General features: G+C 69.7%; 17 protein-coding genes and 1 pseudogene. 6 read left to right on the plus strand and 12 right to left on the minus strand.

All coding sequences use genetic code 11. The features are described from left to right. Positions 1-6 precede the first annotated feature (6 nt). Positions 7-1755: an ABC transporter ATP-binding protein gene (locus HQ312_RS09530; protein WP_222638442.1), complete on the plus strand. Its 1749-nt coding sequence runs from the start codon at positions 7-9 to the stop codon at positions 1753-1755. Here the strand turns inward: HQ312_RS09530 and HQ312_RS09535 are convergent. Together HQ312_RS09535 and HQ312_RS09540 are read right to left on the minus strand one after the other, a co-directional pair. Beyond that, positions 1738-2382: an SDR family oxidoreductase gene (locus HQ312_RS09535; RefSeq protein WP_222638443.1), complete on the minus strand. Its 645-nt coding sequence runs from the start codon at positions 2380-2382 to the stop codon at positions 1738-1740. The genes HQ312_RS09530 and HQ312_RS09535 overlap by 18 nt on opposite strands. A gap of 66 nt (positions 2383-2448) precedes the next feature. Further along, the gene (locus HQ312_RS09540; protein ID WP_222638444.1) at positions 2449-3990 is read right to left on the minus strand and encodes a hypothetical protein; all 1542 of its coding nucleotides are present in this window, start codon (positions 3988-3990) and stop codon (positions 2449-2451) included. A gap of 320 nt (positions 3991-4310) precedes the next feature. On the opposite strand from HQ312_RS09540, the pseudogene ectA reads away from it, so the two are divergent. The 5 genes and pseudogenes from ectA to HQ312_RS09560 form a co-directional block, all read left to right on the plus strand. Beyond that, a pseudogene (gene ectA, locus HQ312_RS21885) lies at positions 4311-4814 on the plus strand (diaminobutyrate acetyltransferase); the annotation flags it as partial. Positions 4815-4874: 60 nt separating this feature from the next. Beyond that, a complete protein-coding gene (gene ectB / locus HQ312_RS09545; RefSeq protein ID WP_261782220.1) occupies positions 4875-6155 on the plus strand; it encodes a diaminobutyrate--2-oxoglutarate transaminase in 1281 nt (426 codons plus the stop codon). 43 nt (positions 6156-6198) lie between these two features. Then, positions 6199-6597 carry an ectoine synthase gene (locus tag HQ312_RS09550; protein ID WP_027505674.1) on the plus strand — a complete coding sequence of 133 codons (399 nt, stop codon included), beginning with the start codon at positions 6199-6201 and terminating at the stop codon, positions 6595-6597. Between the two features lie 206 nt (positions 6598-6803). Continuing rightward, complete coding sequence (locus HQ312_RS09555) at positions 6804-7583, plus strand: Sir2 family NAD-dependent protein deacetylase (protein ID WP_027505673.1); 780 nt, start codon at positions 6804-6806, stop codon at positions 7581-7583. Beyond that, positions 7580-8758: an MFS transporter gene (locus HQ312_RS09560; RefSeq protein WP_222638446.1), complete on the plus strand. Its 1179-nt coding sequence runs from the start codon at positions 7580-7582 to the stop codon at positions 8756-8758. The genes HQ312_RS09555 and HQ312_RS09560 overlap by 4 nt, the downstream gene beginning before the upstream one ends. 8 nt (positions 8759-8766) lie before the next feature. On the opposite strand, the gene proB is transcribed toward HQ312_RS09560, so the two are convergent. From proB to HQ312_RS09610, 10 genes are all read right to left on the minus strand, one after another. Beyond that, positions 8767-9888, minus strand: a complete 1122-nt coding sequence (proB, locus tag HQ312_RS09565) for a glutamate 5-kinase (RefSeq protein WP_222638447.1) — start codon at positions 9886-9888, stop codon at positions 8767-8769. Beyond that, positions 9885-11336 carry a GTPase ObgE gene (gene obgE / locus HQ312_RS09570; RefSeq protein WP_027505671.1) on the minus strand — a complete coding sequence of 484 codons (1452 nt, stop codon included), beginning with the start codon at positions 11334-11336 and terminating at the stop codon, positions 9885-9887. The genes proB and obgE overlap by 4 nt, the downstream gene beginning before the upstream one ends. A 188-nt stretch (positions 11337-11524) precedes the next feature. Beyond that, complete coding sequence (rpmA, locus tag HQ312_RS09575) at positions 11525-11788, minus strand: 50S ribosomal protein L27 (RefSeq protein WP_027505670.1); 264 nt, start codon at positions 11786-11788, stop codon at positions 11525-11527. Between the two features lie 104 nt (positions 11789-11892). Next, positions 11893-12204 carry a 50S ribosomal protein L21 gene (rplU, locus tag HQ312_RS09580; RefSeq protein ID WP_027505669.1) on the minus strand — a complete coding sequence of 104 codons (312 nt, stop codon included), beginning with the start codon at positions 12202-12204 and terminating at the stop codon, positions 11893-11895. Positions 12205-12451: 247 nt separating this feature from the next. Next, entirely contained in the window at positions 12452-15853 is a 3402-nt protein-coding gene (locus tag HQ312_RS09585; RefSeq protein WP_222638448.1) for a translation initiation factor IF-2 N-terminal domain-containing protein, read from the minus strand. A 433-nt stretch (positions 15854-16286) separates the two neighbouring features. Next, positions 16287-16700 carry a nucleoside-diphosphate kinase gene (ndk, locus tag HQ312_RS09590; RefSeq protein WP_056445877.1) on the minus strand — a complete coding sequence of 138 codons (414 nt, stop codon included), beginning with the start codon at positions 16698-16700 and terminating at the stop codon, positions 16287-16289. 46 nt (positions 16701-16746) lie between these two features. After that, the gene (locus HQ312_RS09595; RefSeq protein WP_027505665.1) at positions 16747-17145 is read right to left on the minus strand and encodes a DUF4233 domain-containing protein; all 399 of its coding nucleotides are present in this window, start codon (positions 17143-17145) and stop codon (positions 16747-16749) included. Next, the gene (locus HQ312_RS09600) at positions 17142-18545 is read right to left on the minus strand and encodes a glutamate ligase domain-containing protein (protein ID WP_027505664.1); all 1404 of its coding nucleotides are present in this window, start codon (positions 18543-18545) and stop codon (positions 17142-17144) included. The genes HQ312_RS09595 and HQ312_RS09600 overlap by 4 nt, the downstream gene beginning before the upstream one ends. A gap of 29 nt (positions 18546-18574) precedes the next feature. After that, positions 18575-21226 carry a valine--tRNA ligase gene (locus HQ312_RS09605; RefSeq protein WP_222638449.1) on the minus strand — a complete coding sequence of 884 codons (2652 nt, stop codon included), beginning with the start codon at positions 21224-21226 and terminating at the stop codon, positions 18575-18577. A gap of 9 nt (positions 21227-21235) precedes the next feature. Beyond that, on the minus strand, positions 21236-23290 hold the full coding sequence (locus HQ312_RS09610) for an alpha/beta fold hydrolase (RefSeq protein WP_222638450.1): 2055 nt from the start codon (positions 23288-23290) through the stop codon (positions 21236-21238). Positions 23291-23293: the final 3 nt, after the last annotated feature.

A 23293-nucleotide genomic window follows, 5' to 3' on the forward strand; every position in this document is an offset into this window, starting at 1 on the left:
GACGAGGTGACGACAGCTACTCCCGATGCACCAGGTCGGCTCCCCAATCTCCGCCTCCTCTGGACCTTCATCCGCCCGCATCGCCGGTTGTTCCGGTTCGGTCTGCTCCTCGGTCTGCTGGTCACCGCGTCGTCCCTGGCCACTCCGCTGGTCACCAAGCGACTGCTGGACTCCTTCGACGTCCCGGGCGCCACGCGGTCGGCCATCGTCCTGTTGGTCGGGCTCCTCGTCGTGGGGATCATCGTGGGTCTGGCTCAACGTCTGCTCCTGGGAACCATGGCAGAACGCGTCGTGCTCGAGGCGCGATCATCGATGGTGCGGCGGTTCTTCGGCGCCACCATCCCGGCGGTCACCGCTCGTCCCGCGGGCGAGATGCTCACGCGGGTCACGTCCGACACGATGCTGCTCCGCGAGGCGTCGTCCTGGGCGCTGGTCGAGATCGTCAACGGCAGCATCGCGATCGTGGGTGTCATCGTGCTCATGGCGACCCTCGACCTCCCCCTCCTCGGGACGGCTCTGCTCGGCATCGGTCTCATCGGTGTCGCCGCCGGGTTCCTCATGCCGAAGGTGGCTCGCGCTCAACGCAATGCACAGGAGGCGATGGGTCGGCTCGGCGGCATCCTGGAGGGCGCGTTGCGCGCCGTTCGCACGGTCAAGGCCAGTCGGGCGGAGAGTCGTTCGAGCGAGCTGGTCATCGAGGAGGCCCGCGTCTCGGCGTCCTACGGTATCCGGGCAGTGCGTCTCGAGGCCTGGGCGTGGACCATCACCGGTTCCGGGATCCAGCTCACCATCATCGCGGTGCTCGGCGTGGGCGCGTATCGGGTGAGCTCGGGAGCGCTGGCCGTCTCCAGCCTGGTCGCGTTCCTGCTCTACGCGTTCCAGTTGGTGGGCCCGGTCGCCCAGCTCACGCTCTACGTCTCGCAGCTGCAGCGCGGCATCGCCGCCGCGGCCCGCATTCGTGAGGTGCAGGTGATGGACCTCGAGAAGGAGGCGCCCACCGCGGTCGCGGACCTGCCGGCGAGCGCGGAGGTCTCGGCGCTCACCCTCAACCGGGTCACGGCCGGGTACGGCGACGAGGGCGCCGCGGTGAACGCGATCGACATGAGCATTCCGTCGCGCGGCCACACCGCCGTCGTCGGGCCGTCGGGCGCCGGCAAGACGACGCTGTTCTCGTTGATCCTGCGCTTCCTCGAACCGCGGACCGGCGAACTCGCCCTGAACGGTGTCCCGTACTCGGCTTTGTCCCACAGTCAGATCCGCGCGCGCATCGGTTACGTCGAGCAGGCCACACCCACACTGCCGGGCACGATCGCCGACAATCTCCGGCTCACCCACCCGGACGCGACCGACGCCGAGCTGTGGGCGGCACTCGAACGCGTGCGGCTGGCCGAGAAGATCGAGCTGTTGCCGGCCGGTCTCGCCACCGAGTTGCGCGACTCGGCGGTCTCGGGCGGCGAGCGTCAGCGCATCGCGTTGGCCCGTGCCATCGTTCGCCCACCGGACATCCTGCTGTTGGACGAGGCCACCGCGCAGGTGGACGGCATCACCGAGGCCGCCATCCACGACGCCATCCGCGACCTGTCGGTGCACGGTGCCGTGGTGACCATCGCGCACCGCCTGTCGACGGTCATCGACGCGGACACCATCTTCGTGCTCGAGCGCGGACGTGTCCGGTCGAAGGGAACGCACCGCGAGCTGCTCGACACCGACACCCTGTACCGGGATCTCGTCGAGGCGCTACGTATCGCCGTCTGACGCCGCGGCCACCAGCCGTCGGGCCGTCTCGTCGGCCGACGTCGGATCGGTGTCGACGGCGGTGACGCGCACCCCGGTGCCGACCAGGTCGCCGGCAAGTTGCGCGGCGAGCCGATCGATGACGACGGAGGCCAGCGACGACGCGTCCAGCCCCGCGTCGCCTGCGGTCGGCAGGCAGCGCGGAACGAGGATGAGACCGGAGTGCTGGCACACCATGTGCCGTGCGGCCGCCCGCGCGGTGATGAAGTGGGCACGCAGCGCGTCCAGGACCGGACGTTCGAGATCCGCGACCTCGGTGCGATCGAGCCGACGCGCCGACGCTTCGGAGGGGGTCGCACGCGACGCCCGGCCAGAGATGATGACGTCGATCGACACGTCGATGCTTCCGGAACAGGCGGCGACGACGTCCACGTACTCGTCGACATCGACCTCGTCCAGCACGTCGATGACGGCCGCCTCGGCGTGGCCACCGTCCGCGCGGATGATGTCGACGACGTGCTGCATCTTCGTCCGAGAGCGGCCCGCGAGGTGCACGCGCGCTCCGTCGCGGGCCAGGGCGACGGCCAGCCGGCTCCCGACGACACCGCCGCCCCCGTAGATCAGTGCGTTGGCTCCGTCGAGCAGCACGTCACGCTCCTCCGCCCACCCGGCGCCGACAGGTATTCCTGCCGCGGGATCGTCCGGCCGGTGGTCCTAGCGTACGGAGGACGAGACGCTGTCGTCCTCGGTTCGGTCGGCCTCGTCGGCGTCGTTCTCGACAGCCGCATCGGCGCCGTGGTCGACCGGTTCCGCGTCGTCGATCGTGCGATGCGCGGCCAGGACGGCCACCGATACAGCCACCGTGACCAGTGCGGCGATCACCGACACGAGCGAGGTGACGATGCTTCCGCCCGCGGCGGCGTTCTCCAACGACCGGACCAGTTGGCCGAGGGGGGTGAAGAGTCCGACCGTGTCGGGCAGACCACCGACCCCGCGCAGGACCAGCCCGCCGAGCACCACCTGGACGAGCCCGAGGACCCCGAGCACCACTCCGGCACGGACGGCTCCGAGTGCGGTGCGCAATGCACGGGCCGCAGTGGCCACCGCGGCGACCCAGACTCCGATCAGGACGGTCGAGACCATCGAGCCCGAGAGACTCGCGCCGGTGTCGGCGAACGTCAGGGCCAGCACCATCGTCGACGCGGTGGCCACCGCCCCCAGGACCGCGGCGCGGGCGCGCGGGACGAAGAATCCGACGAGCGCTGCTGCGACGAGCGCGAACGCCGCCGCGAGGTACGGCCACGCGTCCGAGGCGGACCGCACCACGTACGAGGTACCGCCGCCGGCCGGGTCGGGTTCGATCCGCTCGACTGCCGGCAGCGAGGTGGACGCTTTCTCCACGTTGGTACGCAGAGTGGAGAACATGGTCTCCATCGGGCCGACTCCCCCGACCAGGCGCGTGGTGCCGTCGACGAGGCGTACCCCGCCGTCGTCGAGCAGGACGAGGCCGTCGCGCAGCTGCGCGGATCCGTCGGTGGCACGCACCATGCCGTCGACGAACTCCGAGGACGGGTCGTCGAGTTGGTACGCCACGGTGCGCGCACCGTCGCGCAGCGTCTGCAGGTCGGTCATCACCCCGGCGTTCAGTCCCTGGGTGCGCAGCAGGTCGAGGACCGGCCGCAGCTGATCCGCGGACGCGGCGGCGCCCGGATCGGTGGACGCGGCGAGCGAGTCGAGAGTCTGCTGCACGATCAGTTCGATCTGGCCCTGCGCGGCTCCGACGCCGGTGAGCGCACCCACCACGCGATCGACTCCTCCGCTCACCTGCGACGAGCCGTCACCGAGCTGCCAGAGGCCGGCTCGGAGCTGGGTCATGCCGTCAGCGAGTTCGGCCGAGCCGTCGCGGGCCTGGTGCAGGCCGTCGGACATCTGGTGAGCGCCGTCGTCCAGCTCCACGCTGCCGTCGGACAGCTCGGCCATACCGCCACTCAGGATCTGCAGCGGCAGGACCGTGTTGGTCAGGGCGGCCCTACTCGACGCGAGCGGGTCCGTCGTGGACCCGCCCGCAGTGGCGGCGACGGAAACGGTGCCGGTGGTGGCGGGGCGATCGGTCTGCGAGACCCAGAACACTCCGGCCGCCACGGTGGGGAGCAGAACGGCGAGCACCATCGCGACGGGGGTCGAGCTGGCTGCACCGACACGTGCAGCGGCGCCTCGCAGTCGGGCGGGCCGGGGAAGTCTGACCGTGGGAGTCATAGTGTGCCGGACATTAGCCATCACCGAACGGGAACGGTGGGTGCCTCGCCGGGCTCTGACCATTTATTTCACCGTCGTCGAGACCATTCAGTCTTGATCACGCTGTTCACACTGGTCACAGCAGCCCCACGCCGCGGTGCCGCTGCGAGGGTTCCCGCGCCTCCCGCGGGCCACGGCAGGCCCCCGAGTCGCCGACGAACGCATCGTCGTGTGACCACACTCACAAGGGGCGAACGTACTGGCGATAGGCGTGCCATTCTCGTGCCTGACGACCAGGGCGCCTGACATGTCCGGTCAGCCTTGTTACGTTCGTCTGCAATATGACGCCAGTGTTACAGAGAGCCGCCCCGACCGACGACATCGATTTCTCGTTCCGCCCACCACGCGTGGCCGACGGGACGCGATTGTGGGAGATCGCGAGGGACTCCCGAGTACTGGACGTCAATTCCAGTTACTCGTACGTGCTGTGGTGCCGCGATTTCTCCGACACCTCGATCGTGGCAGTGGACGCCGACGACCGTCCGGTCGGCTTCGTCACCGGATACATCCGTCCCGACGCCGACGACACCCTGTTCGTCTGGCAGGTGGCGGTCGACTCCGACCAGCGCGGGCACGGCCTGGCCGTGCGCATGCTGCAGGGCCTCGTCGACCGCACCACCCCACGCGGAGCACGCCTCCTCGAGACCACCATCAGCCCCGACAACGACGCGTCGATCGCCCTCTTCGCATCTTTGGCGCGACGACGCGACACCACCATCACCCGACGAGATCTGTTCGCAGCGAACGACTTTCCCGACAGCCACGAGCCGGAGGACCTCTACACGGTCGGCCCGTTCGACGGCACGCTCGCCGACACTTCCGACGACCACACCCGAAGGACCTCGATGACCACCAGCATCACCCCGACCGACACCACCACCACCGACATCTTCGAGGCCCGCGAGTCGCAGGTCCGCAGCTACAGCCGACAGTGGCCCGCAGTGTTCGACACCGCGCAGGGTTCGTGGATCACCGACGAGAACGGCCGCCGCTACCTCGACTTCTTCGCCGGAGCCGGTGCGCTCAATTACGGCCACAACAATCCCGTGCTCAAGCAGGCACTGGTCGACTACATCATGCGGGACGGCATCACGCACGGTCTCGACATGTCCACCGTCGCGAAACGCGAATTCCTCGAGTCGTTCACCACGCGCATTCTCGAGCCCCGCGGGTTGGATTACAAGGTGCAATTCCCCGGACCCACCGGAACGAACACCGTGGAAGCCGCGCTCAAATTGGCGCGAAAGGTCACCGGCCGTTCCTCGGTCATCAACTTCACGAACGCGTTCCACGGCATGACGCTCGGCGCTCTGTCCGTCACCGGCAACTCCATGAAGCGCGCCGGCGCCGGCATCCCGCTGGTCCACGCGACCCCGATGCCGTTCGACAACTACTTCGGCGGTGCCACGGACGACTTCCAGTGGATGGAACGAGTGCTGGACGACTCGGGAAGCGGCATCAACCGCCCCGCGGCCGTCATCGTCGAGACGGTCCAGGGTGAGGGCGGCGTCAACGTCGCCCGTGCCGAGTGGCTGCGCGGGCTCGCAGATCTGCTGAAGCGCCGCGACATCCTGCTCATCGTGGACGACGTGCAGATGGGCGTCGGCCGCACCGGGCCGTTCTTCTCCTTCGAGGACGCCGGCATCGTGCCGGACATCGTCACGCTGTCGAAGTCGATCGGCGGCTACGGCATGCCGATGGCACTGACGCTCATGCGCCCGGAACTCGACGTCTGGGGTCCCGGCGAGCACAACGGCACGTTCCGCGGCAACAGCCCGGCCTTCGTCACCAGCAAGGCCGCGCTCGACCACTACTGGGCCGACGGCGCGTTCGAGGCGTCGATCCTGGCCAAGGGCGAGCGGATCCAGGACGCGTTCATCGATCTCTCGGCCCGCTTCGAGGGTCTGAGCACCCGCGGTCGCGGCATGGTCCAGGGTCTCGTGTTCGACGACGCGGAGAAGGCGTCGAAGGTCACCGCGCTCGCCTACGACAAGGGCCTGCTCGCCGAGACGTCCGGACCCTCCGACGAGGTGGTGAAGCTGCTTCCGCCGCTCACCATCACCGAGGAGGATCTCGATCACGGCCTCGGCATCCTGGCCGACGCCACCGCGACCGTCTGCTCCTGACCGAATCGCGTTCCGCACGTCTGCACAGCACGAGGAGGACCACATGATCGTTCGCACCACCGAGGCCATCACCGGAACCGAGCGCGACATCGCGAGCGAGGACGGCCAGTGGCGGTCCAAGCGGATCGTCCTGGGCGGTGACAAGGTCGGGTTCTCGTTCCACGAGACCACCATCGAGCCGAACACCGTCAACAACTTCCATTACGCCAACCACGTCGAGGCCGTCTGGCTCATCGAGGGCGAGGGCACGCTCACCGACCGCGAGACCGGTGAGACGTACGACCTGGGTCCGGGGTCGATGTACCTGCTGAACGGGCACGAGCGTCACACGGTGGAGACGCGGACCCGCATGCGGATGCTGTGCGTGTTCAACCCGCCCGTCGTCGGCAACGAGCGTCACGACGAGAACGGCGTCTACCCGTTGATCGAGGTTCCTGCCTGACGCCACGGGCCGACCGAACACACCCTGCCGCGGGCGACGACACCCTTCAGGATGCTGCGGGGTGTGTTCGCTCTGCGGCAGGTGTGCACATCCCACCCCGCCGCCCCACCCCAGCCCGCGCGGCGACCTACTCTGGAGACGTGACCTCGGTTTCCCCACGCTCTCTCGATCGGTCGCCGCGCAGCGCCCTCTCTCTGCAGGACGCGATGGCCGACGGCCGCGTCGTCGCGCTGACCGGTGCCGGGATGTCCACGGACTCGGGAATTCCCGACTACCGGGGCCCGGACTCTCCGCCGCGCAACCCGATGACGTTCCAGCAGTTCATCGGCGACGACGATTTCCGACGTCACTACTGGGCTCGCAACCACGTCGGCTGGCGCCACATGGACGCCACCCGCCCCAACGCCGGGCACCGCGCCCTCGCCGAGCTCGAGCGCGTGGGTACCGTCTCCGGCGTCATCACGCAGAACGTCGACATGCTGCACACCAAGGCCGGCTCCCGCTCGGTGATCGACCTGCACGGTGTGTACGGCCGGGTCCGTTGCCTCGACTGTGATCGCCTCGTCTCCCGCGTGGCTCTCGACGAACGTCTGACCGCTGCCAATCCCGGCTTCATCGAGTCCGTCGTCGGTGCCGACGGCGTCGAGATCGCCCCGGACGCCGACGCGATCATCGAGAGCACCGCCCACTTCCGCATGGTCGGCTGCGAGGTGTGCGGCGGCATCCTCAAACCCGACATCGTCTACTTCGGTGAGAGCGTGCCCAAGCCGCGCGTCCGGAGCGCCTACGACATGGTCGACGCCGCGCGCTCGCTCGTGGTGCTGGGGTCCTCGCTCACCGTCATGTCCGGACTGCGCTTCGTCCGGCACGCGTGGAAGAACGACATCCCGGTGTTCATCGTCAACCGAGGACGCACCCGCGGGGACGAGTTCGCCGCCCAGAAGATCGAGGCCGGCTGCTCCGAGGTCCTGGCGTCCTTTCTGTGACGGACGGCAGGACCGTCGGCGGTGCCCCGTGGGCCGTCGCGGCGATCTTCTTCGTCAACGGTGCGGTGCTCGGTAACTGGGCGCCGCGCCTGCCTGCGATCCGCGATGCTCTCGAACTCGACGCGTCGGTGCTCGGTCTGGCGCTCGCGGGAGTCGGCACCGGCGGCCTTCTCGCCACTCCCCTCGCCGCCGTCGGTATCCGGCGGCTCGGCAGTCGCCGAGTCGTCCTGCTCTCCGCGACGGTGCTGTGCCTGGCGTTCGTACTCCCGGCACTCGCCGGGACGTGGTGGGCACTGGCACTCGCTCTCGCCGTCCTGGGCGGGGCCGACGCCGTCATGGACGTGGCGATGAACGCGCAGGGGGTGATCGTCGAGAAGAACCGGCGGCGTTCGCTTCTCAACCGATTCCACGCGGCGTGGAGCGCAGGGGCCGTCACCGGCGGCCTCACGGGCGCCGCCGCGGCCGGGATCGGACTCGCCGTGCTCGTCCACTTCGCTCTCGTCGGTGGGGTCCTGCTGGCGCTCGCGCTGGTGGCTCACCGCTCGCTGGTTCCCGACGGACGCGCCGTGCCCGACACCGTCCCTCGACCGTCCGGCCGAGGGTCACGGCGCGTGTTCTCCGGCGCCCTGGCGTTGCTCGGGGGGCTCGTGTTGGTGTGCGCCCTGGTCGAGGACGTGCCGCAGTCCTGGGGTGCGATCTACTCCACCGATCTCGGGGCCGGGCCGGGACTGGCGGGACTCACCGTCGTGGCCTTCTCGTCCGCGATGTTCGTCGGACGCCTCGTCGGTGACGCCGTGGTGGACCGCGTCGGACGCCACGCCGTGCTGATGGGCGGCGCACTGCTCATCGCGGCCGCGTTCCTGGCGGCACCCGTGGTGAGCTCGCCCGTGATCGCCCCGGTGATGTTCGCCGTCGCGGGATTCGGTGCGGCACCGATCTTTCCGGCCGCGTTCGGGTTGGCCGGACGACTCCCCGGCATCACCGCGGGCACGGCCCTCACAGTGGTGTCGCTGATCGCCCGGATCGGGGTGCTGCTGGCACCCGTCGCGTTCGGCTCTCTCGCAGAGCTGACCGGCTTCGGCTGGGCGTTGTGGTCGATGGTCGCGGCCGGTGTCGCGGTGGCGCTGCTGGCCCTCGCACTCCGGCGCGTGCTCGCCGCCTCGGCTCCGGCCTGACCGGTCGCTCAGCCCGGGACGAGGTCGTCCGCGTGCACCACGGGGCGTCGGGCCTCGGGGGCGAGATCGCCCGTCGAGCGACCGATCATGCCGGCGAGCTCCGCCGCGTCGTACGCGACGACTCCGCGCGCGACCACGGCGCCGTCGACGCCGTGCAGGGTCACCACGTCGCCGGCGTCGAACGAGCCACTGACCGAGACGATTCCTGCCGACAGCAGCGAGCGTCGTCGGCCGATCACCGCGGTGACGGCGCCGTCGTCGAGCGTGAGGGCGCCGGCGGTGTCCGCGGCATGACGGACCCAGAATCGGCGGGCCGACAACCTGTTCGGGCGCGCGGTGAACGTGGTCCCCACCGGTCCGCCACTGAGCGCGGAAGCCGCCTCGGACGCCGCCGCCAGCAGGACGGGAACACCCGCGTCCGCTGCCAGACGGGCCGCGGACAACTTGGACGCCATGCCGCCGGTGCCTAGGGAGCCGCCCGATCCGGCGACGACGCCGTCGAGATCCTCGGGACTCGCGACCTCGCGGACGAAGGTCGCGTCGGGGTCCTTGCGGGGGTCGCCGTCGTAGAGGCCGTCGACATCGGACAGCAGCAGCAACGCGTCCGCGCCGACGAGGTGCGCGACCAGGGCTGCGAGACGGTCGTTGTCGCCGAAGCGGATCTCGGCCGTCGCGACGGTGTCGTTCTCGTTGACGACGGCCACGGCGCCGAGTGAGCGCAGTCGGTCGAAGGTGCGCTGAGCGTTGCGGTGATTCGACCGACGGGCGATGTCGTCCGCCGTCAACAGCACCTGACCGACGGTCCGACCGTAGCGGCCGAAGGAGGTGCCCCACGCGTGCGCCAGCGCCAACTGGCCGACACTGGCCGCGGCCTGCTTCGTCGCCAGGTCACGAGGCCGCTGCTTGAGACCCAACGGCGCCATACCGGCACCGATCGCTCCGGACGACACGACGACGACGTCGGACCCGGCACGCATCCGCGCCTCGATCGCATCCGCCAACGCGTCCAGCCGGGCGAGGTCGAGTCCGGCCTCCATGCTGGTGAGAGCCGACGACCCGATCTTCACGACGATGCTGCGCGCCGACGCGATGATCTCCCGCGTACTCCCGTGCGGCTGCGTCGCGGTCACTGCTCGTCGCTCTCCAGCCCTCGACGGACACGGCGGGCGTGCTTGCGCTCGGGCGCGCCGATGCGCTCGACCTGGTCGATACGCGAGTCGGTACCGCGGCCGGTCATGGTGACGTCGACACCGGCGGGGGTCTGCGGCTCCCACTCGAAGCTGACGTCGCCGATGGTCACGGACGCCCCGGGCTGCGCGCCCTGCTTGACCAGTTCCGCCTCGACACCGAGACGAGCGAGTCGGTCGGCGAGGTAACCGACGGCCTCGTCGTTGTCGAAGGCCGTCTGCATGACCCACCGCTCCGGGCGCTCGCCGCGCACGATGAAGCCGCCCGGCTCGTCAGGATCGGAGATGACGCTGAAGCCCGCCTTGTCGGTGGCGACGGGCCGGATGACCTGCCGACGCGCGACGGCCTTGGGATGATCGATGCGGTACTGCGCGACCAGCTCCGCGAGGGCGAAGGTCAAGGGGCGCAGACCTTCACGGCTCACCGCGGAGATGGCGAAGACGGGCCAGCCGCGGGCCTCGAAGTCCTCGCGTACCATGTCGGCCAGTTCCTGCGCCTCGGGAACGTCCACCTTGTTGAGCACGACGATGCGCGGGCGATCGGCCAACTCGCCCAGGCCGGCGTCGCTCGACAGGGCGGGCGTGTACGCGGCCAGTTCGGCCTCGAGAGCGTCGACGTCGGACACGGGATCACGACCCGGATCGAGGGTCGCGCAGTCGACGACGTGGGCGAGCACGGCACAGCGCTCGAGGTGACGCAGGAAGTCCAGGCCCAGCCCCTTGCCCTGGCTGGCGCCGGGGATGAGGCCGGGGACGTCGGCGACGGTGAACGTGGTGTCGCCGCTCGAGACGACGCCGAGGTTCGGGACCAGTGTCGTGAACGGGTAGTCGGCGATCTTCGGCTTGGCGGCCGAGAGCACGGAGACGAGAGACGACTTTCCGGCGCTCGGGAAGCCCACCAGACCGACGTCGGCCACGGACTTGAGCTCCAGGACCAGGTCGCGCTCGACCCCGTCCTCGCCGAGCAGCGCGAAGCCGGGCGCCTTGCGTGCTCGTGATGCGAGGGCGGCGTTGCCCAGGCCGCCGCGACCGCCGGCCGCCGCGTCGAAACGCGTGCCCTCGCCCACCAGGTCGGCGAGGATCCGGCCGTCGCTGTCGAGAACCATGGTGCCGTCCGGGACACCCAGGATCAGGTCCTCGCCGACGGCGCCGTCGCGATTGCTGCCGGCTCCCTGCGTGCCGTTTCCTGCCTTCGCATGGGAGTGGAAGTGGAAGTCGAGAAGGGTGTGCACGCTCGGATCCACCACGAGGACCACGTCGCCGCCGCGGCCGCCGTTGCCACCGTCCGGACCACCGAGGGGCTTGAACTTCTCCCGGTGGACGGAAGAGCACCCGTTACCGCCCTTTCCCGCACTGACGTGCAGGGTGACACGGTCGACGAAACGCGACATGGGTGGAGGGTCCTTCCGAAAGGCAGATGATGCTGAACTGCTGAGAGATCGGCGGCCGACAGGGCGCCGAGGGGTGAAACGCCGTCAGGGGCGGACGGAGGACGAGCCCTCCGAACCGCCCCTGACGGGAACGTGCACTGACGTCGCGCGAACGGCCGAAGCCGGACCTCGCGGGCGCCGCAGGAGAATCAGGCCTCCGCGGCGGCCGGGACGATGTTGACGGTCTTGCGGCCACGCTTGGTGCCGAAGAGAACTGCACCCGCCGAGAGGGCGAAGAGCGTGTCGTCGCCGCCACGGCCGACGTTCACACCCGGGTGGAAGTGGGTGCCGCGCTGACGGACGAGGATCTCGCCCGCGCTGACCGACTGTCCGCCGAAGCGCTTGACGCCGAGACGCTGAGCATTGGAATCGCGACCGTTGCGTGAGCTGGACGCGCCCTTCTTGTGTGCCATGAGAAACCCTCCCGGGGTTGGTGGAGCCGGTGCCGTGATGGACGAGCCCTGGTGGAACGAGCCGTGGTGACGCAGAGACGCCGGATGGAGACCGGTATCAGGACTTACTTGATGCCGGTGACCTTCAGGACGGTCAGCTTCTGCCGGTGTCCCTGACGCTTGTGGTACCCGGTCTTGTTCTTGAACTTGTGAATGCGGATCTTCGGGCCCTTGGTGTGCTCGACGACCTCACCGGTGACGGTGATGCCGGCCAGCTTGTCGGCCCCGGTGGTCAGCTCGGACCCGTCGACGACGAGAACAGGAGCAAGCGAGACAGCCGTTCCGGGCGCTCCCTCGATCTTCTCGACCTTGACGAGGTCACCTACAGCGACCTTGTACTGCTTTCCGCCGGTCTTGACGATCGCGTACGTTGCCATCGGAGGGCTACCCCTTGCTTCTTTGATGCGTTCTCACGTCCCTGGTCGGGGACGTGACTGGTCTCGTGGCTGCGGTTCCGCAGCCCCTGCTGGTCACACTCTTGCGCCGGCGAACCGAAGTTCGGGTGGCTGCGCCCGCTCACCTCGCGGAGGACAGGACGGAGCCACGTCGCCGGCAGCGACTGTCCAAGATTACGGTAGAGCCCGTGGCCCGGTCAAACCGCCGGGCCCGGTGCTCGGCCGCAGCTCAGGCCTCGTCGTCCACCGGCGGTCCGGCCGGCCGACCCGCTGCCCGACGGCGCGGACGCCGGACCGGTGCGACGGGCTCCACGGAGGCGCCGCCCCCGACGGTCACTGCAACGGGTCCGGCAGCGCCGCCCTCGTCGCCGCTGTCGGAAGTCGGTGCTGCCGTGGACGTCTCGGGTGCCGAGGGCACCACGATGACCGTGCCGGCGGAGTCCCCGGCCGGCGCGGACGCCGCTCGGGACACCCGACGACTGCGGCGCGGACGCGTCGCGGCGGTGGGTTCGGGAGCGACAGGCTCCGGCGCCGCGGGTTCGGGTGTGGCGGATTCGGGTGTCGACGGCGTGTCCGACGTCTCGGTCACCTCGGCGGCCGAGTCCGATCGGCCGTTGCGGCCGGCGGCGTCGCGCACCGCTGCCACGGCGGCCGTCGCGTCCTCGATCGGATCCGACACGGTGTCCGCGACCTCGGCGACATCGTCCGGATGCAGGTGCGCCGCCATGGCCAGAGCGACGGGATGAGCACGACGCACAGCCGTGTCGCTTCCCGACTCGGACTCGGTGGTCTCGGCCGTCGTCGTCTCGTCGACTCGATTCTCCGAACGGTCCCGGCCGCCGCGCTTGCGACGCGAGCCGCCCTCGGAGGCCTGGCTGTCGGAGCGGGAGGTGGTGTCCGAACGGGAGTTGTCGGACCGCGACCGATCGGAGCGGGAGTGGGAGCGCCCACCCTCGTCCTTGGCCGGCTCGACGGGGAACTGATGCATGATCAGCCCACGCCCGTGGCAGTGCTCGCACGTCGTGGAGAACGCCTCGATGAGACCGGTACCCATGCGCTTGCGCGTCATCTGGACCAGTCCGAGCGACGTGACCTCGGACACCTGGTGCCGTGTGCGATCGCGGCCCAGGGCCTCGGTCAGGCGACGGAGCACCAGGTCGCGGTTGGACTCGAGCACCATGTCGATGAAGTCGACGACGATCATGCCGCCGATGTCGCGCAAGCGCATCTGCCGCACGACCTCCTCGGCCGCCTCGAGGTTGTTCCGGGTGACGGTCTCCTCGAGGTTGCCGCCCTCACCGGTGAACTTGCCGGTGTTGACGTCGACCACGGTCATGGCCTCGGTGCGGTCGATCACCAGCGTGCCGCCGGACGGCAACCACACCTTGCGGTCGAGCGCCTTGGCCAGCTGCTCGTCGATGCGGAAGGCGCCGAAGACATCGACGTCCTTGGGCGCCGAGGTGTACCGCTCGACGCGGGGCAGCATGTCGGGGGCGACGGTCTCGATGTAGTTCTGCACCGTCGACCAGGCACGGTCGCCCTCGATGACCAGCTTGGAGAAATCCTCGTTGAAGAGATCGCGGACCACCTTGACCAGGAGGTCGGGCTCCTCGTACAGCGTGACCGGAGCCGACGACTTGGACGCCTCGGCACCCGTCGAGCGCTCCGAGACGGTGGCCCACTGCGCCTGCAGACGGGTGACGTCGCGCTCGAGCTCCTCGGCGCTGACGCCCTCCGACGCGGTCCGGATGATGACCCCGGCCTCGGACGGGACGATGTCGCGCAGGATGTCCTTGAGACGCTTGCGCTCGTTGTCGGGCAGCTTGCGGCTGATGCCGGTGGACGAGCCACCGGGCACGTAGACCAGGAAGCGGCCGGCGAGCGAGATCTGCGTGGTCAACCGGGCGCCCTTGTGCCCGACGGGATCCTTGCTGACCTGCACGAGCACCTGGTCACCGGGCTTGAGCGCCTGCTCGATCTTGCGGCTGTTGCCGCCCAGACCAGCGGCGTCCCAGTCGACCTCGCCGGCGTACAGCACACCGTTGCGGCCCTTGCCGATGTCGATGAACGCGGCTTCCATGCTGGGCAGCACGTTCTGCACGCGGCCGAGGTAGACGTTGCCCACGATGGAGCCCGAGGCCGTGCTGGTGACGAAGTGTTCGACGAGAACGCCGTCCTCGAGCACCGCGACCTGGGTCAGGTCCGGGTGCCCGGCCAGCGACTTCTCGCGCACGACCATCGTCCGGTCCACCGACTCGCGGCGCGCGAGGAACTCGGACTCGGTCAGGATCGGCGGACGGCGACGGCCGGCGTCACGACCGTCGCGGCGACGCTGACGCTTCGCCTCGAGCCGGGTCGACCCGGTGATGCCCTGGACCTCGTCCTTGGACTTGGCCGCGCGCTGACGTGGCTCGCGTTCGTGCACCACCGTGTTGGGCGGATCGTCGTCGGTCGTGGTCTCGGCGTCCGCGCTCTCGCCACCGCTCTTCCGGCGACGACGGCGGCGCCGGCGACGGCTCGCGCTGTCCCCGGTCGAGTCGTCGTCGTTGTCCCCGGAGGCGCCGTCGTTCTCCCCGGAAACACCGTCGGTGTCCTCCGCGGACGGTTCCGTCTCGCCGGCAGTGGTGTCGCTCGTGCTCGACGCGTCGCTCGAATCGGTGGTCTCGGGCGCGTCCGAGTCGGCGGACGTGTCCGCCCGCGACCCACGACGGCTGCGCGAGCGGCGGCTCGAGGAGCGCTTCGGCGCGTCGTCGCCCTCCGCGGCGTCGTCCGTGTCCGTGGTCTCCGGTTCCGCCGTCGCGTCCTCGGCGGCAGGCGCATCGGAGCGATCCGCGGCGGACTCGTCCGACTCGTCGTCGTCGTTCTGATCGTCGTTCTGGTTGTCGTCGTTCTGGTTGTCACCGCGTCCGCGACCACGGCCACGACGGCCACGGCGGCGGCGGCGAGGACCGGACGATCCGTCCTGCTCGTTCGCGTCGTCGTCGGTGCCCTCGTCGGACGCGGAGGCATCGGACGAGGAGGTGTCGGACTCGGTCGCCGTCTCGACGACAGGGGTGCTCTCGGCGGGGGCGGACACCTCGACAGGGGTGGACACGTCGGCAGTGCCGTCGGCCTCGGGTGCGTCCGCTGTCGTGGTCTCGTCGACCTCCGCCTTCTTCGGCGCGGATCGAGCGCGACGTGCCCGCGTCCGGGGAGCCTTCGGCGCCTCGGTGACCTCGGGCTGCAGGAACAGCGGCGCGGTGGCGGGGTCGGCGGACGACGGGGCCGTCGCCTCGGCCGTCTCGATGTTCGTGAAGAGGTCCGGCTCGGTGGGAGAGGCCGGACTCTCGTCGGCCGTGGACGCCGAGCTGGTCTCCTCGGCGGCGGGAGGTGTGCTCTCGGCAGCGGGCAGATCTGCCACGTCGGCGGCGTCGAGCGCCGGAGCACCCAGTGCGGAGGCGACGGTCTGCGCGTCGTCACGAACGACGCTGGACTGGACGCTGCGGACGTCCACGCCCATCTCGGCCAGCTGGGCGACGACCTGCTTGCTGGTCACTCCCAGCAGCTTGGCGAGCGCGTGAACGCGGATGCGCTCGGGGAAGGTGGGGGCGCCCTGATCGAGCGGCTCCTGGGGCGGCACGGTGTCGGCCACGTGTTCTCCTCGGGCTCCCGGGCGCGAACATCCACGGCCGAGGTGCCCGATCGGGCGTCGTCCGTCGAATGGCACGCGGCCACGCGGGAGTCATGGTTCGTTCGCGGGATCGGACGATCCGACGAAAAAGCGGGTTCGCACTGCGTCAGGTCGTCGACCGGAACGGTCGGCGACTGTCACCGCACTGCCTGGGCGGATGGCCGATCCGAGCACCTGATCTTCAGCGGGACGCGTCGGCGGTGCGAGAAGGAGACTCGCATCGATGCCTGCGCGTGTTCGCGATGACGGGCTTCGGTCCGTGATTGTCATCCGGTCACGTTCGCGTGGTGCGCGTCGCGACCTAGGCCAGTATCCCACACTCCCCGACCGCCGCGTGCCACTGCGGGGTTCGCGGTGCGGCCCGGCGGTCGGGGGTGGGACTCGAGGTGGAGCGTCAGCCGAGCTCGGGGAACCAGAGCGCGATCTCACGAGCAGCGGACTCGGGCGAGTCGGAGCCGTGGACCAGGTTCTTCTGTCCGTCCAGCGCGAGGTCGGCGCGGATGGTGCCGGGCGTCGCCTTGGCCACGGGGTCGGTGCCACCGGCGATCTGACGGAAGGCCTCGATGGAACGAGGACCCTCGAGCACCGCCGCGACGAGCGGTCCCGAGGTGATGAACTCGATGAGGTCGGGGAAGAACGGCCGCTCGGCGTGCTCGGCGTAGTGCTTCTCCGCCACCTCGCGGTCCACCGTCAGGAGCTTCAGGGCGACGAGGTCGAGCCCCTTGCGCTCGATACGGCCGAGGATGTCGCCGACGTAGCGACGTTCGACGCCGTCCGGCTTGATCAGTACGAGAGTGCGTTCGGTCACGAGCGCTGAGCCTAGAGGACCCTCGATCGGCCCCGGAGCACCGGCGTCATTCTCGCTGGCTCGGCAACCGGCCCTCGGCGATGCGCTTGCGGAGATCGCGGCGCAGATACAGCAGGTACACCCACACGGCGAGGAACAGCACGCCCACGACGGCGATCGACGGGTGCGCGAAGAAGCCGAGGATCACCAGGACCTGCAGCGCGAGATCGAAGGACAGAGCCCACGACCGACCCTGCAGTCCTGCACCGAGCAGCATGACCACGCCCAGCGCGATGATGTACGTCCCACTGATCCACGTGAGTCCGCCGCCGACGGTCGCGACGACCGGGAGGGACAGGAAGACGACGATCGCCTCGAGGACGAGGGTGCCGGCGCAGACGCCGCGGAACCCCTTCCACGGATCGCGTGCGGGCGGCGGGACCTGGCCCGCCTCGGGGACTGTCATACCGGGTCCTTCCCGAAGAGAGTGCGTGCCGCACCGGCGGTCACCACGGATCCCGTGACGACGACGCCGGCACCGGAGACGGCCTCACCCTCGTCCGCGACGTCCTCCGCGATGCCGATCGCGATCTCGAGTGCGTCCGGGAGCGTCTCCGCGACGACGACACGCTCGTCGCCGAACTTGGCCACGGCGGCGTCGGCGAGTGCCTCGACGTCGAGCCCGCGCGGGGAGCCGTTGTGGGTCACGACGATCTCGTCGAGTACGGGTTCGAGTGCCTGCAGAATGCCGTCGACGTCCTTGTCCTTCATCACGGACACGACGCCGACGAGCTTGCGGAAGTCGAACTCGGCCGTCAGCGTCGCGGCGAGTGCGGCGGCGCCGTGCGGGTTGTGCGCGGCGTCGACGAAGACCGTCGGTGCGTTGCGCACCCGCTCGAGTCGGCCCGGGTTCACCACCGAGGCGAAACCCTCGCGCACAGTCTCGACGTCGAGTCCGTGGTCGGCACCCGCGCCGAAGAACGCCTCGACCGCCGCGAGGGCCAGCGAGGCGTTGCGCGCCTGGTGTTCACCGTGGAGCGGAAGGAAGATGTCGTCGTACACGCCGCCGAGGCCGCGGAGCTCGAGCTGCTGACCGCCGACCGCGACGCGACGGGCCAGGACCACGAACTCGGACCCGGCGCGGGCCACCGCCGCGTCCATCTCCACGGCACGCCGCAACAGGACGTCGGTGACCTCGGGTTGCTGCTCGTCGAGAACCGCCACCGTGTCGACCGGATCGAGCCGTTCGGGGGCCTTCTTGATGATGCCGGCCTTCTCCTCGGCGATACCGGCCAGATCGGTACCGAGGTACTCGATGTGGTCGATACCGATCGGGGTGATGACGGAGACCTGCGCGTCCACCACGTTGGTGGCGTCCCACCGCCCGCCGAGACCCACCTCGACGACGGCGACGTCGACCGGGGCCTCCGCGAACGCCGCGAACGCCATCGCGGTCACCACCTCGAACTTGCTCATTCTGGGCCCGCCCGCGGCCTCCGACTGCGCGTCGATCATCTCGACGTACGGCAGGATGTCGCGGTACGTGTCGACGTACTGGCGAGGGGTCAGCGGCACCCCGTCGACCGCGATCCGCTCGGTGGCCAACTGCAGGTGGGGGCTGGTGGTGCGACCGGTGCGCCGGTGGAACGCCCGCAGCAGCGACTCGATCATCCGGGTGACCGACGTCTTGCCGTTGGTGCCCGCGACGTGGATGGACGGGTAGCTCGCCTGCGGGGACCCGAGCAGGTCCATCAGCGCACTGATGCGCGTGAGCGACGGCTCGATGGTCGTCTCGCCCCAGCGCTGGTCCAGTTCGGACTCCACCAGCGTGAACTCGGCGAGATCGACCGGGGAGGGTCCCGTCACCCCCTCCGGCCCGGAGTTTCCCGGATAGCTCACGCCGGCCCCATCTCACGCAGACGTGCGGTGATGCGCTCGACGTCCTCGCGGGCGATCTGCTGCCGTGCGCGGATCTTGTCCACGACCGCCTCGGGGGCCTTGCCGATGAAGGCCTCGTTGCCCAGCTTGGCCGTGGTGGCGGCGAGTTCCTTCTCCGCGGCCGCGAGATCCTTCTCGGCGCGCTTGCGCTCGGCCGCCACGTCGACGGTGCCGGACGTGTCGACGGAGACGACGACGGTACCGAGCGAGAGTCGAACCTCGATGGACGCCGTCTCGGCGAAGTCCTCCTCCGGCTCCGTCAGGAAGGCGAGCGCACGGGTCGCGGGGATCTGTGCCGTGAGGTCCGCCTCCTCGACCCCGAGCAGCCGCGCCGGGACCTTCTGCTTCGGCTTCACGCCCTGGTCGCTGCGGAAGCGGCGCACCTCGGTGATGAGCTTCTGCATGTCGGACACGCGTTGCAACGCGACGGGATCGGCTCCGACCCCGGTCTCCTTCGGCCACGGTGCGACCACGATGCTCTCGCCGCCCGTGAGCGCCTTCCAGAGCGTCTCGGTGACGAACGGGACGACCGGATGCAGCAGGCGGAGAATGGAGTCGAGCACGACACCGAGGACGATACGAGTGGGTTCCGCCGCGCTCTCCGACGAGAACTGCACCTTGGCCAGTTCGAGGTACCAGTCGCAGACCTCGTCCCAGGCGAAGTGGTACAGCGCCTCGCACGCCTTGCCGAACTCGTAGCGGTCCAGCGCGTCGTCCACCTCGGCGCGTACCGTCGCCAGCCGGTCGAGGATCCAGCGGTCGGCGTCCGTGAGCGTCTCGCGGGCCGGGAGATCCTGCACCACAGCGCCGTTCATCAACGCGAACTTGGTGGCGTTGAACAGCTTGGTGGCGAAGTTGCGCGAACTCTGCGCGTTGTCCTCGCCCACCGAGAGGTCACCGCCGGGATGCGCGCCGCGCGCCAGCGTGAAACGCAGTGCATCCGCACCGAATCGGTCGACCCAGTCGAGAGGGTCGATGCCGTTGCCCTTCGACTTCGACATCTTGCGGCCGAACTCGTCACGCACCAGCCCGTGCAGGAACACGTCGCGGAACGGCACCGGACCGGGCAGCTCGTCGCCGACGGTGGTGCCGAACATCATCATGCGGGCGACCCAGAAGAACAGGATGTCGTAACCCGTGACGAGAACGCTGGTGGGATAGAACTTCTCGAGGTCGGGAGTGCGGTCGGGCCAGCCCATCGTCGAGAAGGGCCACAGGCCGGACGAGAACCACGTGTCCAACACGTCCGGGTCCTGCACCCAGCCCTCGGGCGGCGTCTCGTCGGGGCCCAGGCAGACCGTCTCACCGTCGGGTCCGTACCAGATGGGGATGCGGTGCCCCCACCACAGCTGGCGCGAGATGCACCAGTCGTGCATGTCGTCCACCCAGGCGAACCACCGCGGTTCCTGACTCTTCGGGTGCACCACGGTGCGCCCGTCGCGCACGGCGTCGCCGGCGGAGGCCGCCAACGTGGTGACGTTCACCCACCACTGGAGGGAGAGTCGCGGCTCGATGGGCTCGCCGCTGCGCTCGGAGTGGCCGACACTGTGGACGTACGGACGCTTCTCGGCGACGACGCGGCCCTGCTCCGCGAGTGCCTCGCGCACGGCGACACGAGCCTCGAAGCGGTCCATACCGTCGAACTGCGTTCCGGTGTCGGCGATCCGGCCCGAGGTGTCCATGATCGACGGCATCGGCAAGCTGTGCCGGAGACCCATCTCGAAGTCGTTGGGGTCGTGTGCCGGCGTGATCTTCACGGCGCCGGTGCCGAACTCGGGGTCGACGTAGTCGTCGGCGACGACCGGGATCTCCCGGTCGAGGAACGGGTGCGGAAGCGTCGTTCCCACCAGGTCCCGGTAGCGCTCGTCGTCGGGGTGAACGGCGACGGCGGTGTCGCCGAGCATCGTCTCGACACGAGTGGTGGCGACCACCACGTGCGGTTCGTCGTCGTTCAACGATCCGTAGCGCAGCGAGACCAGTTCGCCCTCGACGTCCTCGTACTTGACCTCGATGTCGGAGATCGCCGTCTTCAGCACCGGCGACCAGTTGACGAGGCGCTCGGCGCGGTAGATCAGGCCACGATCATGGAGCAGCTTGAACATGGTCTGGACGGCACGCGAGAGGCCCTTGTCCATCGTGAACCGCTCGCGGCTCCAGTCGACGCCGTCACCGATCCGGCGCATCTGCTCGCCGATGGTGCCGCCGGACTCACGCTTCCACTCCCACACCTTCTCGATGAAAGCGTCCCGACCCAGTTCGTCCTTGGACGTTCCCTCGGCGACGAGTTGCTTCTCCACGAGCGACTGCGTGGCGATGCCCGCGTGGTCCATGCCGGGAAGCCACAGCACCTCGTAGCCCTGCATCCGCTTGCGACGGGACAGGACGTCCATCAGTGTGTGATCGAGGGCATGGCCCATGTGCAGGCTGCCGGTGACGTTGGGCGGCGGGAGCACGATCGAGTACCCCGGCTTCGCGCTGTCCGGATCGGCGACGAAGTACCCGGAGTCGACCCATCCCTGGTAGAGGCCTGCTTCCACGTCACCGGGATTCCAGGCCTTGGGCAGGCGGTCGGCAGGGTTCTCGTCGGGCGCTGTCGTCGATCTGGTCACCGGGTGATTCTAGTGCGCGTCGGGATCGACGGTCCGGCCCGGTCGCGCCGCGAGGATCTCGGGCATCGGAGTGGATTGTCCGAGTACGTGCTCGGCCAGGAAGGCGTGCACGGCGCCATACCAGACGGCGGTGTGCTGCGGCGAGAGGATCCAGTGGTTCTCGTCGGGGAAGTACAGGAACCGGTGCACGGTCTCCCCGTTCTCGTCGGCGGGAGAACCGGACTCGGACAACAGCTCCCACCACAACCGCAGCGCTTCGCCCACGGGCACGCGATAGTCCTTGTCGCCGTGGATCACCAGCATCGGGGTGACGATGTCCGCGACGGCCAGGTGCGGTGAGTTCTCGAACGCCATCTCCGGCGTCATCTCGTGCGCCCAGTACGACGCCTCGTCGGTGGTGGGACCGAACTGGTCCAGCGCCCACAGACCGGCGTGCGAGACGATCGCCCGGAAGCGGTCGGTGTGACCTGCGACCCAGTTGGCCATGTAGCCGCCGAACGAGCCGCCCATCATCGCCGTGCGCGTGGAGTCGATGTCCTCGCGTTGCTCGACGGCGTCGGTGACGGCCATCAGGTCCGTGTAGGGCTCCGTCCCCCATCGGCCCCAGCCGCGCTGCACGAACGCCTGCCCGTACCCGGTGGACAGTGCCGGATCGGGGAGCAGGACGGCGAATCCCTGGGCCACCAGCATCCACGGATTCCAGCGCCACGACCAGGCGTTCCACGATCCGAGCGGTCCGCCGTGCGCCCACAGCACCAGCGGCGCGGGCCAGTCGGCGGACGTGCCCGTGGGGAGAGCCAACCAGGCGCGCACCCGCACACCGTCCTCGGCGGTGGTCTCGATGTCCTCGAGGGTGCCCGGCAGTGCCGGCGTGGCGGCCGGTGATCGCAGCTCGGTCACCGCACCGTCGACGAGCGTGATCCGGACCGGATGCGGCGGAACGAGATACGACGAGCGCAGCGCGTGGACGACATCACCGTCCGGAGCCGGGCGCAGGTCGGTGTAGGCGTGGTCGTCCTGCGTCAGGCGGCGGGCCGCGTCGCGCGTCACGACGAAGATCGGTGCCCGGCCGTCGTCGTCCGCCGTCACCAGGATGCTGCGCCCGTCGGCGGACCACACCGGCGACGACGGCCACCGGTCCCACCCGGCCGCCCACTGCTCCGGCAGCCCGGTCGTCAGGTCGAGGACGTGCAGCGTGGTCCGCGGCGCCGCATCCGGTTCCGGATGCGTCTCGCGCACAAAGGCGACGCGCGTTCCGTCCGGCGAGACGGCAGGGGCTCCGACGTCGGCCACCGGGTCGTCGACCAGCACGGCGTCGGCACCGTCCGAGGTGTCGATCCGGACGAGCACGTGCCGTGTGGTGGCATCGGCTCCCGCGACCCTGCGTGTGGCCACCAGCCACGAGCCGTCGGGAGCCACCGCGACGGAGGTGTCGCGGTACGCGCCGCCGCCCGCCGAACCGCCGGGTCGCGGCGTCACCGTCCGCAGTGCGACGTCGGTGTCCTCAGTGTCGCCGAGGTTCCCCACGAAGACGTGCGTGGACGCCGGACCGAGGTCGCTGTCCCAGTGCCGCATCGGATATCCGCTGTGCAGGATCGCGGAGACGGCCTTGTCCTTCCGCAGCGCGCGCAGCGTCTCGTCACGGTCGACGTCGCCCAGAACCTCACCGGAGACAGCGAACACCGGCGCGTCGGTCGCGGCCACGACTCCCCCGACCCCTCCGCCGCGGTGCGCGACTCTGCGGGCCTCTCCGCCCCGCGAGGACAGCGCCCACACCGCGGACGGTGCGTCGTCGTCACCGGACGCCGCTCGCACGAAGAGCAGGTCGCCGTTCGCGGCGAAGGTCGGTGCGGAGTCACCTGTGGCGGACCGGGTGAGCCGGCGCGGCGCCGACGTGCCGTCCGTCGCGATGGACCACAGACTCGAGACGTACTTCGTCCGTGCGGCATTCAGCTCGGACATCGTGGTGACGAGCGACGCTCCGTCGACGGACAGTGCGAGCCCCGCGATGCGGGGAAGGTCGAGGTAGGCGTCGGGAGTCCGGAAAGCGCTCGCGTCGGTCATGCC

The organism is Rhodococcus sp. BP-316 (assembly GCF_019836105.1).
Taxonomy (GTDB): Bacteria; Actinomycetota; Actinomycetes; order Mycobacteriales; family Mycobacteriaceae; genus Rhodococcoides.